This window comes from Candidatus Methylomirabilota bacterium, assembly GCA_036005065.1.
Lineage (GTDB): Bacteria > Methylomirabilota > Methylomirabilia > Rokubacteriales > DASRDR01 > DASYQW01.
The window spans coordinates 1-18518 of record DASYQW010000137.1; the positions used below are offsets into that span (position 1 = coordinate 1).

The following is an 18518-nucleotide window of genomic DNA, read 5'->3' on the forward strand; positions in this document are numbered from 1 at the left end:
GCCCCGACGCCCAGCGGGCCGAAGAAGGCGCCGCTGTCGAGGCCGAGGAGCCCGTGGGTCACCGAGCCGCGCCGCCCGAAGAGGTAGATGAAGGCGAGGCCCAGGACGAACGCCGGCGTGATGATGGGCAGCACCGAGAGCGGGGCCAGGAGGCGGCGGGTCGGGAGACGGCTCCGCGCGTCGAGAAGCGCGAAGGCGAGGCCGAGGCCGGTGGCGATCACGCCCACCAGGAGGGCGAGGAGAAAGCTGTTGCGGAGGGCGCCCCGGGCCGCCAGGAGCAGGCCCGCCAGGCCGCCGATCGCGACGAACGCCACCACCCGCGCGGCGCCCGCGCCGCGGCGCCGGCCGTGGAGCGTCCACGCGAGAGCCGCGGCGAGGCCCGCCGCGCCACCCCACAGGGCCGCCACGCCGGGCGCCACCGGCAGGGCCTCGTGCGCGACCAGCAGGAAGATCGGTGAGCCGAGCGTCTTGAGGAAGACGTCGGGTGTGACGTGACCCTGGACCACCACGCTCGCGTGCAGCATCGCCACCAGAGGGTAGACGACGAAGAGGCCCACCAGCAGGCTCGCCCAGAGAATCGCCGCCCCCACGAAGCCGCCGCCCCGCACGAGCCCGGCCCGGGCCAGCCCGAGCCCGCTGACGGTGAGGAGGCTCAGCGTGGTGACGAGCGCCCCCACGCCGAGCGGCGCCTCCGAGGCCACGACCCAGCCGAGCGCCAGCAGTGTGCCACCGCCGGCCGTCACCACCAGGGCCCGGCCGGTCCGGCGCGTCGGACGGGCCAGGGCCACCAGGAAGGTCAGGAGGAGGGTGAGGCCGACCGTGGCGGCGAGCCGGTGCGACGCTGCGAGGGCGAGCCCCGACGCCACGGGTCCGCCGACGGCCGCGCCTCGTGACCAGGGCAGACCGGCGAAGGCCCCGAGGCCCAGCGCCGCCCACCAGGTGGCCGCGCGGCGGGTCATGGCCCGGGACGAGGCCCGGCGCGCCCGTCAGCGCGGGATGGGGAACACCTGCTCCGTCCAGCGCTTGATCAGCGCGTCCCGGACCGCCGGTGTTCCGTACTTGCCGAAGTCGTAGGCGATGACCTTGGCGTCCTCGAATCGCGGCACGTCCCTGTCGACGGCCGCGCGGCTGTGAGACTGGACGCTCACCTCGCCGTTCTGGGGCCCGAGCTTCTGGTTCTCCGGGTCCAGCGCCCAGTCGATGAACCGGAGGGCGCTGACCCGGTTGGGCGCGCCCTTCACCAGGCTGAGGGCGCCGATCTCGTAGCCGGTCCCGTCCCGGGGCGCGACGAAGCGGATCGGGAAGCCCTTCCGGGCCCGCTCCACCACGTCATTGGCGAAGGAGACGCCGACCGCGACCTCCCCCCGGCCCGCCAGGAGGCTCGGGTCGCCGCCGCTCCGCGTGTACTGGGCGACGTTCTTGTGGATCGCCTTCAGCAGCTCGAAGCCCGGCTCGTCACCGTAGATCTGCACGATCGTCGTCATCATCACGTAGCCGGTGCCGGACGTGTTGGGGTTGGGCATGGCGACGAGGCCCTTGTACTTCGCGTCGCCGAGATCCTTCCAGGTCTCGGGTACCGGCAGGTTCTTCTCCCGCAGAATCTGCTCGTTGACGCCGAAGCCATGGAGGCCGGTATAGAGTGGGATGTAGTGACCGTCCACCGCCCGGACGAGCTCCCGCCGCAGCTCCGCCCACGCCTTCGGCTGGAAGAACTCCAGGAGTCCGTCGGCCTGCGCCACCCAGTGGGAGTCGCCGCTGCCGCCGAACCAGACGTCGAAGGTCGGGCTCGCCTTCTCGGCCCGGACCCGGGCCAGGGCGGCTCCCGAGCTGAGCCGGACGAACTCCGTCTGGATCCCGGTCGCCTTGCCGAACTCGCGCTTGACGGCCTCGCACCAGGCCGGGTCGGGACTGCACAGGAGGTTGAGCCGCCCCTGGGCACGCACCGGGGTCGCGGCGGCCCCGAGCAACCCCAGGAGTACCAACGCGATCAGGCCGAGTCGGGTGCGCATCGTTTTGCCCTCCGCCCGGATGTGGGGAGTCGCCGGCGTTGAGGTTGCCACGATAACGCAATATAGTATCCGAAACCAGTGGCCTGGCGTACCGCCCCAACCCCGGAGGGCCGCGATGAGCACCGTTCGACTGACCATGGCCCAGGCGCTCGTGCGATACCTGTGCGCGCAGCGGAGCGAGGTGGACGGCGCCGAGGGCCCGCTGGTCGCCGGGGTCTTCGCCATCTTCGGCCACGGCAACGTGGCCGGCCTCGGCGAGGCGCTCTACGCCGTGCGGGGCGAGCTGCCGACCCTGCGGGCGCACAACGAGCAGGCCATGGCCCTCGCCGCCATCGCCTTCGCCAAGGCGTCGAGCCGCCGGCGTCTCCTGGCCTGCACCACCTCGATCGGCCCGGGAGCCACCAACCTGGTGACGGCCGCCGCCGTCGCCCACGTCGACCGCCTCCCGCTCTTGCTGCTGCCCGGCGACGTCTTCGCCGGCCGTGGCCCCGACCCCGTCCTCCAGCAGGTCGAGGACTTCGGCGACCCGACCGTCACCGCCAACGATTGCCTGAGGCCGGTGTCGCGCTACTGGGACCGGATCACGCGGCCGGAACAGCTTCTCAGAAGCCTCCCCGCCGCCATCGACGTCCTCACCGACCCGGCGGCCTGCGGGCCGGTGACGCTGGCCCTGCCCCAGGACGTCCAGGCCGAGGCCGCCGACTATCCCGAGTCCTTCTTCCAGCCGCGGATCCACCGCCTCCGGCGGCCGGGCCCCGACCCGGCCGAGCTGTCGGCCGCCGCCGAGTCACTGCGTCGCAGTGCCCGGCCGCTCCTCGTCGCGGGGGGCGGCGTCCACTACTCGCTCGCCTGGGAGGCGCTGCGCGCGTTCGCCGAGCGCCACGGCGTCCCGGTGGCCGAGACCCAGGCCGGCAAGGGGGCGCTCCCCTGGAATCACCCCTGTGCCGTCGGGCCCATCGGCGTGACCGGGTCGAGCGCGGCCAACGCGCTGGCGGCCGAGGCCGACGTGGTACTGGCCGCCGGCACCCGCCTCGGCGACTTCGCGACCGGGTCCCGCGCCCTGTTCCAGAACCCGGACCTCGCCATCGTCGGTCTCAACGTCACCGCGTTCGACGCGCGGAAGCACGGCGCCCTCTCGCTCGTCGCCGACGCCCGCCGCGGCCTGGCCGACCTCAGCGCGGCCCTCGGCGGCTGGCGGGCATCCGAGGCGTGGACGGCGTCGGCGGGGCGTCTGGCCGCCGAGTGGAACCGCGCCGTCGACGCTGCCACCACCCCGGGTCACGCCGTCCCGCCGAATGAGGGCCAGGTCATCGGCGCCGTGAACCGGGCCGCCGGGCCCGGCGGCATCGTCGTCTGCGCCGCGGGCGGCCTCCCGGGCGAGCTCCACAAGCTCTGGCGCGCGACCGACCCGAAGGGCTATCACCTCGAGTACGGCTACTCGTGCATGGGGTACGAGATCGCCGGGGGGCTCGGCGTCAAGATGGCCCTCCCGGAGCGCGAGGTGTTCGTGCTGGTCGGGGACGGCAGCTACCTGATGCTGAACTCGGAGATCGCCACCTCGGTGATGCTGGGGAAGAAACTCGTCATCGTCGTCCTCGACAACCACGGCTACGCCTGCATCCACCGGCTCCAGCAGGCGTGCGGGGGCGCGCCGTTCGGGAACATGCTCCACGGGGAGGGCGAGGACGGCTCGCCGCCCGCCATCGACTTCGCGGGCCACGCCCGAAGCCTGGGCGCGGCGGCCGAGCAGGTCAAGTCGATCGCCGACCTCGAGGCGGCGCTCGCGCGGGCCAGAGCCGCGGACCGAACGTCCGTCATCGTCATCGAGACCGATCCTGCCGCCCCCTCGGCGATCGGCGGGGCCTGGTGGGACGTGCCGATCCCCGAAGAGTCGGCTCGGCCCGAGGTGCGCGCCGCTCACGCGCGCTACGCGGAGGCCCGGCGCCGGCAGCGGCGCGAGGGGTAGGTCATTTCGGGGAGGTCTCGGAAGACCCCCCCGAGGCCCCCCCTTCGTGGCGGCGGCGAAGCCGCCGCTCGGAGCACCCCCCGACGCACCACGCGCTCGGTGGTCGGCCCCGGGTTACTCCGACGGAGATTGCGCGGGCGAAGCCCTGTACCGTGAGCGCGCGGTCAGGCTGCACACTGCACGCGGTTAACCCGAGAGGCTACTGATATGGCGGTACGGATCGGCGTCAACCCGATCGGCTGGACCAACGACGACCTCCCCGAGCTCGGCGGCGACATCCCGCTCGAGGTGTGTCTGCGGGAGGCGCGCGAGGCAGGGTACGAGGGCATCGAGCTCGGCCGGAAATTCCCGCGCCGGGCGAGCGAGCTCCGGCCGATCCTGGAGCGTCACGGGCTGGCCCTGGTCTCGGGCTGGTACGGGGCGGAACTGCTCACGCGCTCCGTCAAGGACGAGATCGCCGCCGTCCAGGATCATCTGGACCTCCTCGCCGACATGGGCGCTCCCGTCATGGTCTTCGCCGAGGTGAGCGGCTGCGTCCACGAGCGGCGGGGGATCCCGCTCTCCCGCCGCCCGACGCTCGAAGGCGACGAGGCGTGGCGACGCTTCGGCGACGCGCTGACCGAGGTGGCCGAGCACCTGCAGGGGCGCGGGGTCCGGCTCGCGTATCACCACCACATGGGCACCGTGGTCGAGACCGAGGCGGAGATCGACCGCCTGATGGGGGTCACGGGCGAAGCGGTCGGGCTCCTGCTCGATACCGGGCATCTCAGCTACGCGGGCGGCGACGTGCTCGGCGTGGCCCGCCGTCATGCCGGGCGGCTCCGACACGTGCACTGCAAGGACGTGCGCCCCGCCGTGCTGGCCGAGGCGCAGCGGAAGGATTGGAATTTCCTCGACGCGGTGGTGGCGGGCATCTTCACCGTGCCCGGGGACGGCATCGTGGACTACCCGGCGCTGATGCGGATCCTCGAGGCCGCCGGCTACGCCGGCTGGCTCGTCGTCGAGGCGGAGCAGGATCCGGCCGTGGCCCACCCCCTCACCTACGCCCGCCTCGGGTTCACGCACCTCCAGCGCGCCGTGACGGCCGCGGGCCTCAGCGGACCGTGAGCGTGACCGCCCGGTCCTCCCAGGTGTAGAGGGTGCTCCAGTCCGCGTCGAAGACGCCCACCTTGAGCGTGTAGCGGCCGTCCGGCAAGCCCGCGGGCACGCGCCAGGGCCACAGGTAGGGACGAGCCTGGCCGGGCGTGAAGCCCTGCCGCTCGTAGACGCGTTGGGCGACCCGCCTTCCAGCCGTGTCGTAGATCTCGAGGTCGACGATGATCCCCGACGCCGCGGTGCTCGCGCTCACACGCGTCCGGATCAGCAGGACCGACCCCGGGCCGGCCGTCGGGGGCACGGTCGTCGTCGGCCCGATGGCGAAGCTCGGCGCCCGCCGGCCGCCCGGCCCGATCTTCGCGACGAAGGCGTCCCGGCCGCCGCGACGTGTTCCCTGGAAGGCGCGGGCGGTCGGGAAGTTACCCGAATCGGTGAAGCCGGCCACATAGGCGTTCCCCGCCGCATCCACCGTGACGCCGAGCGCCTCATCGGCCGCGCTCCCCCCCAGGTAGGTGGCGTAGGTGAGCCTGGCGCCCGCCGGATCGAGCCTGGCCAGGAACGCGTCCGAGCAGGGCCCGTCGATGCAGGTCCCGCCCCCGAGCCTCGCCTGCACGGGGTCCGCGATCGGAAAATCGCTCGAGCGAGTGGAGCCCGCGACGTAGGCATGCCCGGAGGCGTCCACCGCGATCCCCTGGCCCCGATCGTCCCCTCGCCCGCCCAGGAAGGTGGCGTAGACGAGGGCCGACCCCCCCGCGTTCAGCTTGGCGACGAAGGCGTCGTACACGTCGAGGCGGCACCCACAGACCGGCTGGAGTGGATGGGCCACCGGAAAGTCGGGGGACTCCGTCAGACCGGTCACGTGGGCCTGACCGGCGCCGTCCACCGCGATGCCGAGGCCCTGATCGAAGCCGCTTCCCCCGAGGTAGGTCGAGTAGACGAGTCTGGTGCCGGAGGGGTCGAGCTTGGCCACGAACGCGTCACCGAACCGGCCACCGAACGTCGCCTGGAGCGCGTTCACCGTCGGGAAGCCCTCCCAGGCGACACCCGTGACGTAGGCCGCCCCGGCGCCGTCCACCGCGATGCCGTACCCCGCCCCGACGCCGAAATCGGCCGAGTAGGCGAGCGAGCCGCCCGGGGCGAGCTTGAGGACGAAGGCGCCGCCCCGGCCGGTCGGGTGGAAGTGGCTCCGGGCCGAGAACACGACGCGCCCTGTGCCCGAGAGGCTGCCGGTCACGTAGGCGAATCCCGCGCCGTCCACCGCGACCGCGTAGGCCGCGTCGCCGAGCGAGCCGCCCACGTACGTCGCGTAGACGAGCCTCCCGCCCGTCGGCCCCAGCTTGGCCACGAACGCTTCGCCGCAGAGCCCGTGGCCGCACGACCCGCTGCGGTTCCCGGACTGGAGCGCGTTCACGGTCGGGAAGTCGGCCGAGTACGTCTCCCCCACGACGTGGACGCTGCCGTCCCGACCCACCGCGATGCCGCGGCCCACGTCGAGGCCGCTTCCGCCGAGGTAAGCGGCGTAGACCAGGCCGGAGCCGTCGGCCCTGAGCTTCGCCACGAAGGCGTCGCCGCCGCCCGCCGGGATGCCGGCGCCCGGGAAGTCCGCGGAGGTGGTCACGCCCGTCACGTACGCGTACCCCGCCGCGTCGACCGCGATCGCGGAGGCTACGTCCAGCCCGCCGCCGCCGAGGAAGCTGGAGTAGACGAGCCGGGGATCGATGACGAGGGCTCGGCGCCGGTCATAGCTGCCGAGTCGGAAGCCGACCTCGCGCGGACCTCGGCGCTCGAAGCCCCCGGAGATCCGGCGCCGGGCACCGCCCACCTCCTGGTAGATCACGGGCCGCTCGATGCGGATCTCGCCGCCGGGGCTCCTCAGCACCAGATGCCCGGCGGCGTCGAGGGTCAGCGCGTCGAGGCCGTCGAAGGCCAGCCGGATGCCCCCGGCATCGGCCCCGGGGGCGACGACGAAGTCGTACTCGAGCTGCCCCTGGCGTCCGTAGTAGACGAGATCCACGCCGGGATAGACGCCCCGGTACACGACCCGGGCATAGGTCGGAATGTCGGTCCGCCAGCCGGCCGGGTCCCGCCCCACGAGATAGTGCGCTCTGGCGGGGAGCTCGTCCCGGCCCGAAACGACCGGCGCCGGGTTTGCCCCCAGCAGCCGCATCCGCACCACGCCGGCCGGGCCCCGACTCGTGGCGACGACGAGCGCCGCCTCGGTGGGCGTCAGGAAGAGCGTGTGACCGGGTGCGCGCGCGAGAAATCGGACCCGGGCGTCGGTCTGCCCCTCGTTCGCCTCGAAGAAGAGCGGGAGCCGGAGATCGTTCGCGGGCGGGCGCGCCGACGCCGTCCCGGCCGGGCCCGTCAACCCGAGGCCGACCGCGAGTGCCCACGTCCCGGCGATTCGACCGAAAGCTCGCATGGCACCTCCCTGGATGTGCTCCTCTCCAGAGGAGCAACGGCTGTGCCAGCTCGGCGGCCCGCGCGCTGGCACGCCGTCGCCGCGGCGGCGCTGCCCGCGACATGCTCGGGCCGGAGATCTCCTTAGAAGGGGCGGGACGGGATGTGCAAGTTTTGCCGGTCGGTGGAGCCGGGCCGCGGCCCGGGCCGTCTCACCGGCGGCGCCAGACGGGGACCTGCTCGATCTCCACCTGCCGGCCACGGACGCGGAGTACGGCCATGCGCTGGCCGTGAGTGGTGCCCTTGGGGGACTGGTACCCCTCGCCGCTGACGACGAACGGGATCCCTTGCTCGACCCAGAGGTGGTGGTCGTGAACGTGACCGGTCAGCGCCGCGTCCAGCCGCACGCGGACGAAGTCGCGCATGAGCTGGGTGGCGAAGGGCTCGTCGTCCAGGTACGCCTCGTGGGTGGGACGGCGGTCGAAGAGCGGCTTGTGCATGGCCACGAACAGCGGCCCCTCCCGGGGGACGTCCAGGATCGCGGCGAACCACCGGTACTGTGTGCTGCGCCGCCAGAACGTGGGCAGGTAGTTGCCGGCATTGTCCAGGACGATGAAGGTGGCGCCGCCCACCACGAACGCGTAGTACGGCGGGCCGAGGGCGCGCATGAACTCGATCCGCTCCGTATTCCGGTAGTCGTGGTTCCCTCGCACGATGAAGACGGGAATCGGCGACTGGGCGACGATCCGCGCGATGTTGGGCATCTGCTCGTCGCCGTAGATGAGGTCGCCCACGTGGAGCAGGAACTCGGCGCCGAGCTCGTCGGCCCGCCGAAGCGCTTCCGGGAACGTCGGGTCGTCCCCGGTGTCCCCGAGGACGGCGAAGGTGACCTCACGACCCCGGTCGACGAGCAGGAGCTGACGGGTCTCCCCGGGCGCGAAGCGGAGGATCCGCGTCTTCCCGGTGCGGTTTTCCTCGACGGGCCCCGAGGCGCGGAGACCGATCCGGCCGGGGACGTTCTCCAGCTCGATCGTGACCGGCCCGGCGCCCGGCTCCGCGACGTGGATCGTCGGGGTCGGCTGCCAGGCGCGGAGGACGAGCCGGTCGGGCCGCGCCTGCCTGACCAGGGCTCCCGTCACGATGAGCGTGTGCCCGGCGTACCGGACGAGGGCGTGGGCCGGCGGCGGATCGAGCTGGACCAGGGTCCTCAGCCGGATCCGCCGGTCCCGGAGGTGGTAGGCTCCGACTTCCACCAGGGGCGCGGCGGCCAGCGCGACCGCCAGGAGCAGGACGACCCACCGGATGATCCGCAAGGCCCGGGGCGGTCAGGCAGAGCGCGGCGGGGCCGTCGCCGGGCGACTGGCTGCCAGCGCGATGTAGCGATTGGTGGCGTCGAAATTGGTCACGATGATCCGGGGCAGGTCACATCATGGTGAGGCCGCCGGAGACCGACACGGTCTGCCCGGTGACGAACTCGGCTTCATCGGAGGCGAGGAACACCACCGCGCCGGCGACGTCCTCCGGCGTGCCCAGCCGGCCCCACGGAATCGCCTTCTTGAGGGCGTCGGCGAGGCCGGGCCGCGCCGCGCTGAACTCGCTCTGGAAGAGCGGCGTCTCCGAGGGTCCCGGGCACACGCAGTTCACGTTGATCCGGTAGCGCGCCATCTCGCGGGCCAGCGTCTTGGTGAAGGCGATGACGCCGCCCTTGGCGGCGGAGTACACGGCCTCGCCGGAGGAGCCGACCCGACCCGCGTCCGACCCGATCGCCACGATCCTGCCGCCGCCCTGGCGGATCATGTGGGGGAGGACCACCTGCGCCAGGTGGAAGTGGGCCTTGAGGTTCAGCGCGATGATCCGATCCCAGAAGGCCTCGTCCGTCTCGAGGAACGGCATGGGCCGGTCCCAGCCGGCGTTGTTGACGAGGATGTGGATGGCCGCCGAGCGCCGCACCACCTCGGCCACGGCCGCCTCGACGTCCGCGCGCACCGTGACGTCGGTCCGGATCGCGTCCGCCTCGCCGCCCGCGCCGCGGATGTCCTCGGCGGCCGCCGTCGCCCCCGCTTCGTTCGAGTCGAGGATCGCGACCCGCGCGCCCTCCCGGGCCAGCGCCCGCGCGATCCCCAGCCCGAGCCCGCTGGCGGCGCCCGTCACGATGGCCGTCCGATCCCTCAGACGCATGACGGTTCAGCCGGAGACGACCGTGACGCCGTGGTCGGCCAGCCGCATCCAGACCGGGCTGCCCACCGGGATGGGATGCGTCACGGCGCGGTCGACGACGAACAGCTCGCCGAGCGCGGTCGCCACGGTGTATTCCATGTGGGTGCCGAGGTACGCGGCCTTGGCCACCGACCCCTTGATCGCCGCTCCACCCGGGGACTCGGTGGCGAGCAGCAGCGACTCCGGACGGATGGAGACCTTCACCGGGCCGGGCGCCGCCCCCCGGTGCGGGAGGCGTCCCTCGACGTCCCCGATCCGCACGCGAGCCTGCTCGCCGTCCCGGGCCATCAGCTCGGCGCTCACCAGGTTGGCGTCGCCGACGAAGTCGGCGACGAAGAGGTTCGCCGGCGCCTCGTAGAGGTCGCGGGGCGTCCCGGCCTGGGCGATGGTGGCGTTGGCCATCACGATGATCCGGTCCGAGACGGCCAGCGCTTCCTGCTGGTCGTGAGTCACGTAGGCCACGGTGAGGTTCAGCTTTTGCTGGAGCTCCCGGATGTCATCCCGCACGCGCCGGCGGAGCTTGGCGTCCAGGTTCGAGAGCGGCTCGTCGAAGAGCAACACCAGCGGCTCGAGCACCAGCGCTCGGGCCACCGCCACCCGCTGCTGCTGGCCACCCGATAGCTCCGAGGGAAGCCGGCGGTCCAGCCCTTCCAGGCCGATGAGCGCGAGCTGCTCTCGGGCCACCGCGTGGGCCCGGGACCTGGGCATCCCGGCGACGATGGGGCCGTAGGCCACGTTCTCGACCACGGTCATGTGTGGGAACAGGGCGTAGGACTGGAAGACCATGCTCACGTTCCGGTCGGCGGCGGACAGCCGGGTCACGTCCCGGCCGCCGATCAGGATCTGCCCCTCGCTGGCGATCTCGAGCCCGGCAATCAAGCGGAGCGTCGTGGTCTTCCCGCAGCCGGAGGGGCCCAGCAAGGTCACGAGCGTGCCGGGCTCGATCGTGAAGGAGACGGCGTCGACGGCCACCACCGGGCCGTAGCGCTTCGTCACCCGCCGAAACTCGACCGAGGCGGCGGCGCGATCCCCGGGCTGCGCCATGATCCCTCCCACGTCCCGCTCCCAGCGCTCGATGCGGCCCCGGCGCTCGGCCGAGCGGCCAGCGCCCGCGACTCCGCGGTCAGCGCCCATCGTACCACTCGGGCGCGCGCTCGGGGTTACCGCCATGCTGGAATCGAGCCGATCGCTCGCTCAGCCGGCCCCCGGCTGGAGTGTCAGCTCTCCGGCGGCGCGCCGGCCGAGGCGGCGCTCGCCGACGGCGACCTGGATCAGGAGGATGGCCAGCAGCATGACGACGATCAGCGCCGAGGAGTACGCGATGGCGAGGCCGAACTCCCCGGCCTCGACCCGTCCCACGATGTAGGCGGTGGCCAGGTTGTACTGGGCGCTCACCAGGAAGATCACCGCGCTGACCGCGGTCATCGCCCGGACGAAACTGTAGACCAGCGCCGCCACCAGGGCCGGGCGGAGGAGCGGGAGCACCACCCGGCGCACCGTGGTGAGCGAGCGGGCGCCCAGGGTGAGCGACGCCTCGTCGAGACTCCGGTCGATCTGGCTCAGGGTGGCGATCCCGGACCGGACGCCGACCGGCATGTTCCGGAACACGAAGCAGATCACCAGGATGGCCCCGGTCCCGGTCAGCTCGACCGGCGGCACGTTGAAGGCGAGGATGTAGCTGACGCCGATCACCGTGCCCGGAATGGCGAAGCTCAACATCGTGCCGAACTCGAACGCGCGCTTGCCGGCGAACGACTGGCGGGCCAGGAGGTAGGCGGTGAGCAGCCCGGCCGCGGCCGTGAGCGGGGCCGAGATCGCCGAGATCTCGAGCGTCGTCCAGAAGGAATTCCAGGCGGCCCCCGTGAAGTGGAGGCCGCGCGGGGTGGCCTCGACCGCGAAGCCGGTCAGGTAGTGCTGGAAGGTCAGCGTGTAGTCGCGCCCGATGGCGCGGACGAAGCCGCCGGCCAGGATCACCCCGTAGATCCCCAGGGTGAACACCGTCCAGGGAACCGTGACCGCGTAGCAGACCCAGGTGAGCCAGCGGGGCAAGGCCGCCGGCAGGCCGGCGTCGCCCTTGCCCGTCACCGTGGTGTAGGCTCGCCGGCCGAGCCAGCGATGCTGCGCGTAGAAGGCGCCCAGCGTGAACCCGAGGAGGACGAGGGCCAGCACGGCCGCCCGGCCCTGGTCGTGGGCGGCCCCCACGACGGCGAAGAAGACCTTGACCGAGAGCACCTCGTAGTTGCCGGACAACACCAGGGGGTTCCCGAAGTCCGCCATGCTCTCGACGAACCCGAGGAGGAACGCGTTGGCGATGCCCGGCCGCATGAGCGGCCATGACACCGTGCGGAATGTCGTCCAGCTCCGTGCCCGCAGCGTCTGGGCGGCCTCCTCCAGGGACGGGCTGATCCCCTGCACCACCCCGATGAGGACGAGGAAGGCGATCGGCGTGAAGGCGAGGACCTGGGCCAGGAACACCCCGGGGAACCCGTAGAGCCAGCGCGTCCGGGGCAATCCGAAGGCGTCGGACAGGAAGGCGGTGACCGCCCCCGAGCGCCCGAAGAGCAGGATCAGCGCCACCCCGATCACGAACGGCGGCGTGATGATGGGGAGCACGGTGAGGGCGCGGAAGACGCCCTTGAGCGGGAACGCCGTCCGGGTGGCCACCAGGGCGAAGGCGAGGCCGAGGAGCGTCGTGCCCGCGCCGACGACGCTGGCCAGGAAGAGCGTGTTCCAGGCGACGCCGCAGCGGACCGGGCCGGTCAGGCAGTCGAGCCCCCACACCGAGCGGTCGAGGAGCTTCTCGAAGAACACCGACGGCGCCACCGCGCCGGCCTCGTCGCGGACGGCGCTCACCAGCACGCTGACGATGGGGAAGAAGACGAACAGGGTGATCAGGGCGACGACCAGCCCCGTCGCCCCGGTCAGGAAGGCGTCGCCGCGGAAGCAGCCCCGCGCCGCGAAGCCGTGGCAGAGCAGCATCAGGAAGGCGAGCGCGACCAGCCCGGCGCCGTAGCCCATGGCGGGCTGCTGCGGTCCCGGCCCGCCGAAGAGACCGGCCAGCCAGCCGGTAGACCACCCCCGGAGCCCGATGGCGAGCCCCTGGGCGGCCATCCAGGCGAGGCCGAGGGCGCCGGCGCCGAGGAGGATCGCGCCGACCCGGGGGTCGTCCCGCGGGCGCCGCCAGGCCAGGAGCGACAGGACCAGCGGCAGCGCCAGCGGGAGGAGCCAGGGCCGCCCGTGAGCCAGGCCTTGCCAGAGCGCGGGGGCGGTCGTGGGGCCGGGGTAGTTCCGGAGCCAGGCCGGGTCCGTCAGGCCGCCATGCGGCAGGCCGTACCATGGCAAGACGGCAAGGCCGAGCCAGCCGAGGACGGTCCACCAGGCGGCGACGCGGGTCATGGCCTCTCGCCGGCCGGAGCCAGGCGCATGCGCGGCCTACTTGGGGAGCGCTTTGACCTCGCGATCCCACTTCTGGAGGAGCCGCCGGCGCTCGGCCGAGGAGCCGTACTTGGCGAAGTCGTAGTTGATCAGCTTGATCTCGGAGAACTTGGGCGCCTGGGGCGGGGCGGCGGCCTTCTTGTTGGAGGGCACCTGGTAGGACCTGGCCTGGGCCCCCAGCGCCTGGGCCTCCGAGGTGAGCGCCCAGTCGTACCACTTCCGGGCGTTCTCGAGGTTCTGCGCGCCCTTGATCAGGCTCATGGAGCCGATCTCGTAACCCGTCCCCTCGCAGGGCGCCACGGCCTTGACCGGATCCCCCTGGACCACATACACGACGATGTCGTGCATGAACGTGATCGCGACCAGGGTCTCGCCGAGTGCCATCGCCTTGGCTGGAGCCGCCCCCGACTTGGTGTACTGGTTCACGTTCTTGTGGAGCTTCTTCAGGTAGTCGAACCCCTGGTCCTCCCCGAAGAGCTGGATCACGGTGGCCAGCAGCGTGTAGGCCGTCCCCGACGAGTTGGGGTCGGCCACCTGGACCTCGTCCTTGAAGCGGGGGTCGAGGAGGTCCTTCCAGCACCTGGGCGCCGGCAGCCCCTTCTGGGCGAGGAGCTTCGCGTTGTAGCCGAACCCGAGGGCGCCGGCGTAGACACCGATCGTCCGGTACTTCGCCTGCTCGGCCTGGCGGACCGCCCAGTCGTGCAGCTCGGGAAGCTTCGGGGACTTGTACTCCAGCGTCAGGCCTTCTTCGGCCGCCTGCAGGTGCGGGTCCCCGGTGCCGCCCCACCAGATGTCGCCCTTGGGATTGGCCGCCTCCGCCTTGACCTGGGCGTAGAACTCGCCAGAGCTCTTCCGGGTCATGTTGACCTTGATGCCGGTGGCCTTCTCGAAGGCCGTGACCATCACCCGACACCATTCCTCCTGGGGTGTGCAGTAGAGGTTCAGCTGCCCCTGGGCCTCGCCCGGCGTCACGGCAGCGCTCAGTCCGAGCGCGGCCACGACGAGGCCGAGAACGAGCGCGCCCATCGTCTTCAGAACAGGCATGGTCGCCTCCTTGGCGCCGGATGGAATGCTCATCGCGCGCCGTCGTACGAGTAGACCTGGAGCTTGCCGTCGGGGATCCGGACGGTGACCGGCCCCGGCTCGACCGGCTCGGACGCATCCACCATCAGCGTCTCGCCTTCGATCCGGACGTAGTGGCGGTAGACCGAGCCGAGGAACAGCCGCTCCTCCAGAACGCCGCGGAGCGCGGCGCCGGCGCCGGCCGCCCCTTCTCCGCCGCGGAGCAGCACCGCGTCGCTCGCCTTGAAGACGAGCGTCGCCGGGCCGCGGATCGGACCCCCGTAGGGAACGCGCTGGCTGCCGACCGCGAGCGCGCCGTCATCGGCGGTCCCCCGGAGCTGGTTGCTGACTCCCAGGAACTCGGCGGCGAAGGCGCTCCGGGGACGGAAGTAGATCTCCTGCGGGCTCCCGCTCTGGACCACCTGGCCGGCGTTCATGAGCACTACCGTGTCGGCGATGGCGAGGGCTTCCTCCTGGTCGTGGGTCACATAGATGGCGGTGATGCCGACGGTCTTCTGGAGCCGCCGCACTTCCACCCGCAGACGCTGGCGCACCTTGGCGTCCAGGTTCGAGAGCGGCTCGTCCATCAGGAGGACGCGCGGCTCGACGACCAGCGCCCGCGCGAGCGCCACCCGCTGCTGCTGCCCGCCCGAGAGCTCGGCGGGCTTCCGGCGCATGACCCCGGCGAGCTGACCGATCTCGACCAGATCCAGGACCTTCGCGACGCGGGCCCGGACCTCCGCCTCCGGCCGCCGCTTGAGGCGGAGCCCATAGGCGACGTTGTCGAAGATCGTCATGTGGGGCCAGAGCGCGTAGTTCTGGAAGACCATGGCCGTGCCGCGCGCTTGCGGCGGGACGCCCGTCACGTCCTCGCCGCCGAACAGGATGCGGCCCTCGTCCACCGCCACGAAGCCGGCCAGGCTCCGGAGCAGCGTGGTCTTGCCGCAACCCGACGGCCCGAGGATCGCGCTCAGCTCGCCGCTCGGGAAGCCGATGCTCACGCCGCCGAGCGCCGCCACCGCCCCGTAGCGCTTGGTCAGCCTCTCGACCTTGACCTCCACGAGACTAGCGGCTCCCTGTGCCGGGCCGCGAGCGCCGAGCGGCGACGGTCAGCGTCATGGCGCTCACAGGCGACCGAACATGGACAGATACTCCGACTTCATGTAACGCTCCAGGAGGACCAGCAACGCGATCCCGGGCAGCATGAGGATCAGGGCGGCGATCGACGCCACCTGGAGCTCGTAGCCGACCGAGGTCCGGTACATGTAGACGGGAAGGGTCAGGACGAACGGACTGCCCACGAGGAGCGTCCCGGTGAACTCGTCGAGCGAGTAGAGGAAGACGAGCAGGGTACTGGCGACGATGCCCGGGGTCGCCAGCGGGAGCGCCACGGAGAAGAAGGTCTTCGCCCGCGACGCGCCCAGGTTGATGGCGGCCTCCTCCAGGCTCTCCGGGATCGACTTGAAGACCGCGGTCATGGTCCAGACCGCGTACACCAGGGCGCCCACCAGATGGATGAGCACCACTCCCGACAGCTTGGCGGCCAGGTTGGCCCGGTAGAGCAGCGTGGTGGCGTTGACGAAGACCGGGAGCTGGGGGAAGGCGTGGGGCAGGAGGAAGATCAGCAGGATGACCGCCTTCAGCGGGATGGGGTAACGCGCCAGCAGATAGGCCAGGGGAACGGTCAGCACCAGGGTCAGCGCCGTCACGATCACCGCGATGAGAAAGCCCGAGTGGAGGGCTCGGAAGAGATCCCCCTCCAGCACCTTCCGCCAGTAGAACAACCCCATCTCCTGCGGGAACGGATGGGGCCAGAACCACTTCTGGGTGAACGACCAGATGACCAGGCTCGAGAGGGGGGCCAGGATGACGAACGACGCCAGGACCGTGCCCGCCATCCGGAGGCTGGCCCGCCAGAGGTCCTGGGCCGCGGGCGACGTGTCTCGCATCAGCTCAATTTGGGGCGGGAGCGCCTGCTGCCGCTCCCCCCCAAACCCCCCCACCAGCAGCCCGCCGCTCCCCGTCGTCCCCGCACGGCCATGTCCCCCGTCAATTCCGGCACCGGGCCTCAGGCGGCCTTGGCGGTGATGGTCCGGAGGTAGTAGCCGGCCACGCCCATCGCCAGAAGGTAGGAGACCATGCCCAGGGCGTTGGCCGTTCCGAGGTCGTCCTGGTAGTTGATCCGGTAGTACACGTCCACCATGAGCATCTGGGGAGGCTCGCCCGACCCGATCATGAGGGGGATCGAGAACGACGCGAGCATCGAGGTGAACATGAAGGCGGAGGCCACGACCAGCGAAGGCGCCGCCATGGGCAGCAGGATATCCGTGATCTGGCGGAAGGTCGACGCGCCCACGTTGCGGGCGGCTTCCAGGAAGGCCTCGTCCACGGCCCGATAGGCCCCGAGCACCAGGAGCACGGCCAGGGCCAGGTTCTTCCACACCAGCGAGACGACGATGCCACCCCAGCCGAACGCGATGGAGGGCGGATCGGCCAGATCGATCAGGCCGACCTGGGCCAGGGCCGAGTTCAACGTCCCCCGCGGCGCCAGCAGCACGCGCATCCCGTGGCCGACGACGACGAACGGCACGAAGAGGGGAACCTTGAACAGGAACTCGACGGCCCGGTGCCCGACGATCCGGAGGTACCCGCACAGGAGGACTGCGATCCCGATGACGAGGATCAGGCTGACGACCGACAGCCCGAGGGTGTAGAGGACGTCGAACTTGTAGAGGCGCCAGACCAGGTAGTAGTTGCGCAGGGTCCACTGCCCATCGCGGAGGAAGCTCAGGTGGACGGAGGAGAGGAACGGGATGAAGAAGAGCCAGATGATGATGGCCAGGGGGGGCGCCGCGATGGCCAGGCTCAGGAGCCGGGGCGACGACCTTCGCATCCCGTCGTCCTCAGTCGTCGGCAGGCCTCGGACGGCGGGTCCTCAGCCCCGCGACGTCCTGCGGCGCGCCCCTCGGACCTGCCTTCCAGGTGTGTGTCGGAGTAACCTCGGCGCCGACCACCGAGCGCGTGGTGCATCGAGGAGTGCTCCGAGCGGCGGCTTCGCCGCCGCCACGACGGGGGGGCCTCGGGGGGGTCTCGGAAGACCCCCCCGAATGACCTAGGGCTGCTCGGTCCTCGCCCCGGCCGGACGGTCACCCGTATTGCTTCAGTTCTCCTCGTAGGCCGTCATCAGGTCCTTGAAGTAGGGGCTCAGCGGGAACGAGAGCCCGTTCTTGGCCAGCGCGTCGGGCGGCACGTCCTGGAACAGGAGCCCCTTGGCCTTGTCCGACACGTGCGGCAACACATGCTGGCCGTCGATCCCCGGGTACCAGCCGTTCCGCTCCACGATCACCTTGGCCTGCATCTCCGGGGAGGTGATGAACTCGACGTACTTCTTGGCCACGTCGTAGTTGGCGGCCTTGCTCGGGACGACGAGGTACATGGGCTGGCCGGGGAAGCCTGGCGAGACCAGCTTCATGCGGATCTTGGGATCCATGCGGCCCTGGTTCTTCAGGTCGATCAGCATGTCGACCCAGACGGGGCCCATGGCGATCTCGCCCCGGTTGAGCCGATCCAGCGTGTCGTTGTTCCCGGTCGTCAGCGTGACCGGGAGGCTCTTCAGCTCCTTGATGGCCGCCGGCCAGGCGTCCTGCGCGTTCTTGTCGTAGGGTCCCTTGGCGTACTTGTCGTATTGCCCCGTCTTCCAGTACACCCAGGCCGTGGTGAAGGCGACGCCGCTCATGCCGCCCTTCACGCCGTTATAGCCGAACTTCCGGGGATTGGCCTTGATCCACGCGACCAGCTCGTCGAAGGTGCCCGGGGGGTTCTTCACCATCTCGGGATTGTAGGCGAGGACCACCTGACTGTGGAACATCGGCATCACGTAGCCCTCGACGTTGAAGCCGAGGGCGTTCCGGCCGTCGGGCGCGGTCATGAGCTTGTACGTCCCGATCTCGGGACCATACCGGGCGACCAGCCCCTGCTGGATCAGCTCCGGCATCACGATCTGGTGGACGATCGCCACGTCCACGTCCCACTTGGCCACGCCGGCGTCCTTCTGGCTCTTGATCTTGTTCACGATCACGCGGCTCCCCGCCTCCCCGGGGCCGCTTCCCACCGCGTTCACCTTGACGCCGGGGTTCCGCTTCTCGAACTCTGGCCCGAAGACGGTCCGCTGCAGGTCGTGCATGTTGGTGTCACCGGCCGTGACCACGTTGAGGGTCACCTGAGCCGCCCCCGGGCCCGACCACCCGAAGACGAGCACGACCAGGATGGCAAGCATCCAGCGGACTGGCCAGCGCACGGGGACGACGCTGCTCATGGGGGCCTCCTTAGCCGGC

The 18518-nt window shown here is 71.4% G+C and carries 14 protein-coding genes; 2 read left to right on the plus strand and 12 right to left on the minus strand.

Annotation, left to right across the window (positions count from 1 at the left end; all coding sequences use genetic code 11):
- Together VGW35_09930 and VGW35_09935 are read right to left on the minus strand one after the other, a co-directional pair.
- Window positions 1-959 (minus strand): iron ABC transporter permease (locus VGW35_09930; protein HEV8307974.1); only part of this gene is annotated, 959 nt, incomplete at its 3' end.
- 27 nt (window positions 960-986) lie between these two features.
- Window positions 987-2009, minus strand: a complete 1023-nt coding sequence (locus tag VGW35_09935; protein HEV8307975.1) for an ABC transporter substrate-binding protein — start codon at window positions 2007-2009, stop codon at window positions 987-989.
- Window positions 2010-2124: 115 nt separating this feature from the next.
- Here VGW35_09935 and iolD point away from each other — a divergent pair, with 115 nt between their 5' ends.
- Window positions 2125-3975: a 3D-(3,5/4)-trihydroxycyclohexane-1,2-dione acylhydrolase (decyclizing) gene (iolD, locus tag VGW35_09940; GenBank protein HEV8307976.1), complete on the plus strand. Its 1851-nt coding sequence runs from the start codon at window positions 2125-2127 to the stop codon at window positions 3973-3975.
- 207 nt (window positions 3976-4182) lie between these two features.
- Complete coding sequence (gene iolE, locus VGW35_09945; protein HEV8307977.1) at window positions 4183-5082, plus strand: myo-inosose-2 dehydratase; 900 nt, start codon at window positions 4183-4185, stop codon at window positions 5080-5082.
- On the opposite strand, the gene VGW35_09950 is transcribed toward iolE, so the two are convergent.
- The 10 genes from VGW35_09950 to VGW35_09995 form a co-directional block, all read right to left on the minus strand.
- A complete protein-coding gene (locus VGW35_09950; GenBank protein ID HEV8307978.1) occupies window positions 5069-7492 on the minus strand; it encodes an SBBP repeat-containing protein in 2424 nt (807 codons plus the stop codon). The genes iolE and VGW35_09950 overlap by 14 nt on opposite strands.
- 190 nt (window positions 7493-7682) lie before the next feature.
- Entirely contained in the window at window positions 7683-8783 is a 1101-nt protein-coding gene (locus VGW35_09955; protein HEV8307979.1) for a metallophosphoesterase, read from the minus strand.
- 109 nt (window positions 8784-8892) lie between these two features.
- On the minus strand, window positions 8893-9648 hold the full coding sequence (locus VGW35_09960; protein ID HEV8307980.1) for an SDR family NAD(P)-dependent oxidoreductase: 756 nt from the start codon (window positions 9646-9648) through the stop codon (window positions 8893-8895).
- A 6-nt stretch (window positions 9649-9654) separates the two neighbouring features.
- Window positions 9655-10731, minus strand: coding sequence for an ABC transporter ATP-binding protein (locus VGW35_09965; GenBank protein HEV8307981.1), 1077 nt, complete (start codon window positions 10729-10731; stop codon window positions 9655-9657).
- Between the two features lie 150 nt (window positions 10732-10881).
- Window positions 10882-13083, minus strand: coding sequence for an iron ABC transporter permease (locus VGW35_09970; protein ID HEV8307982.1), 2202 nt, complete (start codon window positions 13081-13083; stop codon window positions 10882-10884).
- 36 nt (window positions 13084-13119) lie between these two features.
- Entirely contained in the window at window positions 13120-14166 is a 1047-nt protein-coding gene (locus tag VGW35_09975; protein ID HEV8307983.1) for an ABC transporter substrate-binding protein, read from the minus strand.
- Between the two features lie 29 nt (window positions 14167-14195).
- A complete protein-coding gene (locus tag VGW35_09980; GenBank protein HEV8307984.1) occupies window positions 14196-15245 on the minus strand; it encodes an ABC transporter ATP-binding protein in 1050 nt (349 codons plus the stop codon).
- Window positions 15246-15308: 63 nt separating this feature from the next.
- Window positions 15309-16133 carry an ABC transporter permease subunit gene (locus VGW35_09985; GenBank protein ID HEV8307985.1) on the minus strand — a complete coding sequence of 275 codons (825 nt, stop codon included), beginning with the start codon at window positions 16131-16133 and terminating at the stop codon, window positions 15309-15311.
- Between the two features lie 119 nt (window positions 16134-16252).
- Window positions 16253-17077 (minus strand): ABC transporter permease subunit, encoded by an 825-nt coding sequence (locus VGW35_09990; protein HEV8307986.1) that lies wholly within the window; start codon window positions 17075-17077, stop codon window positions 16253-16255.
- A gap of 267 nt (window positions 17078-17344) precedes the next feature.
- On the minus strand, window positions 17345-18499 hold the full coding sequence (locus VGW35_09995; protein HEV8307987.1) for an extracellular solute-binding protein: 1155 nt from the start codon (window positions 18497-18499) through the stop codon (window positions 17345-17347).
- Window positions 18500-18518 lie beyond the last annotated feature (19 nt).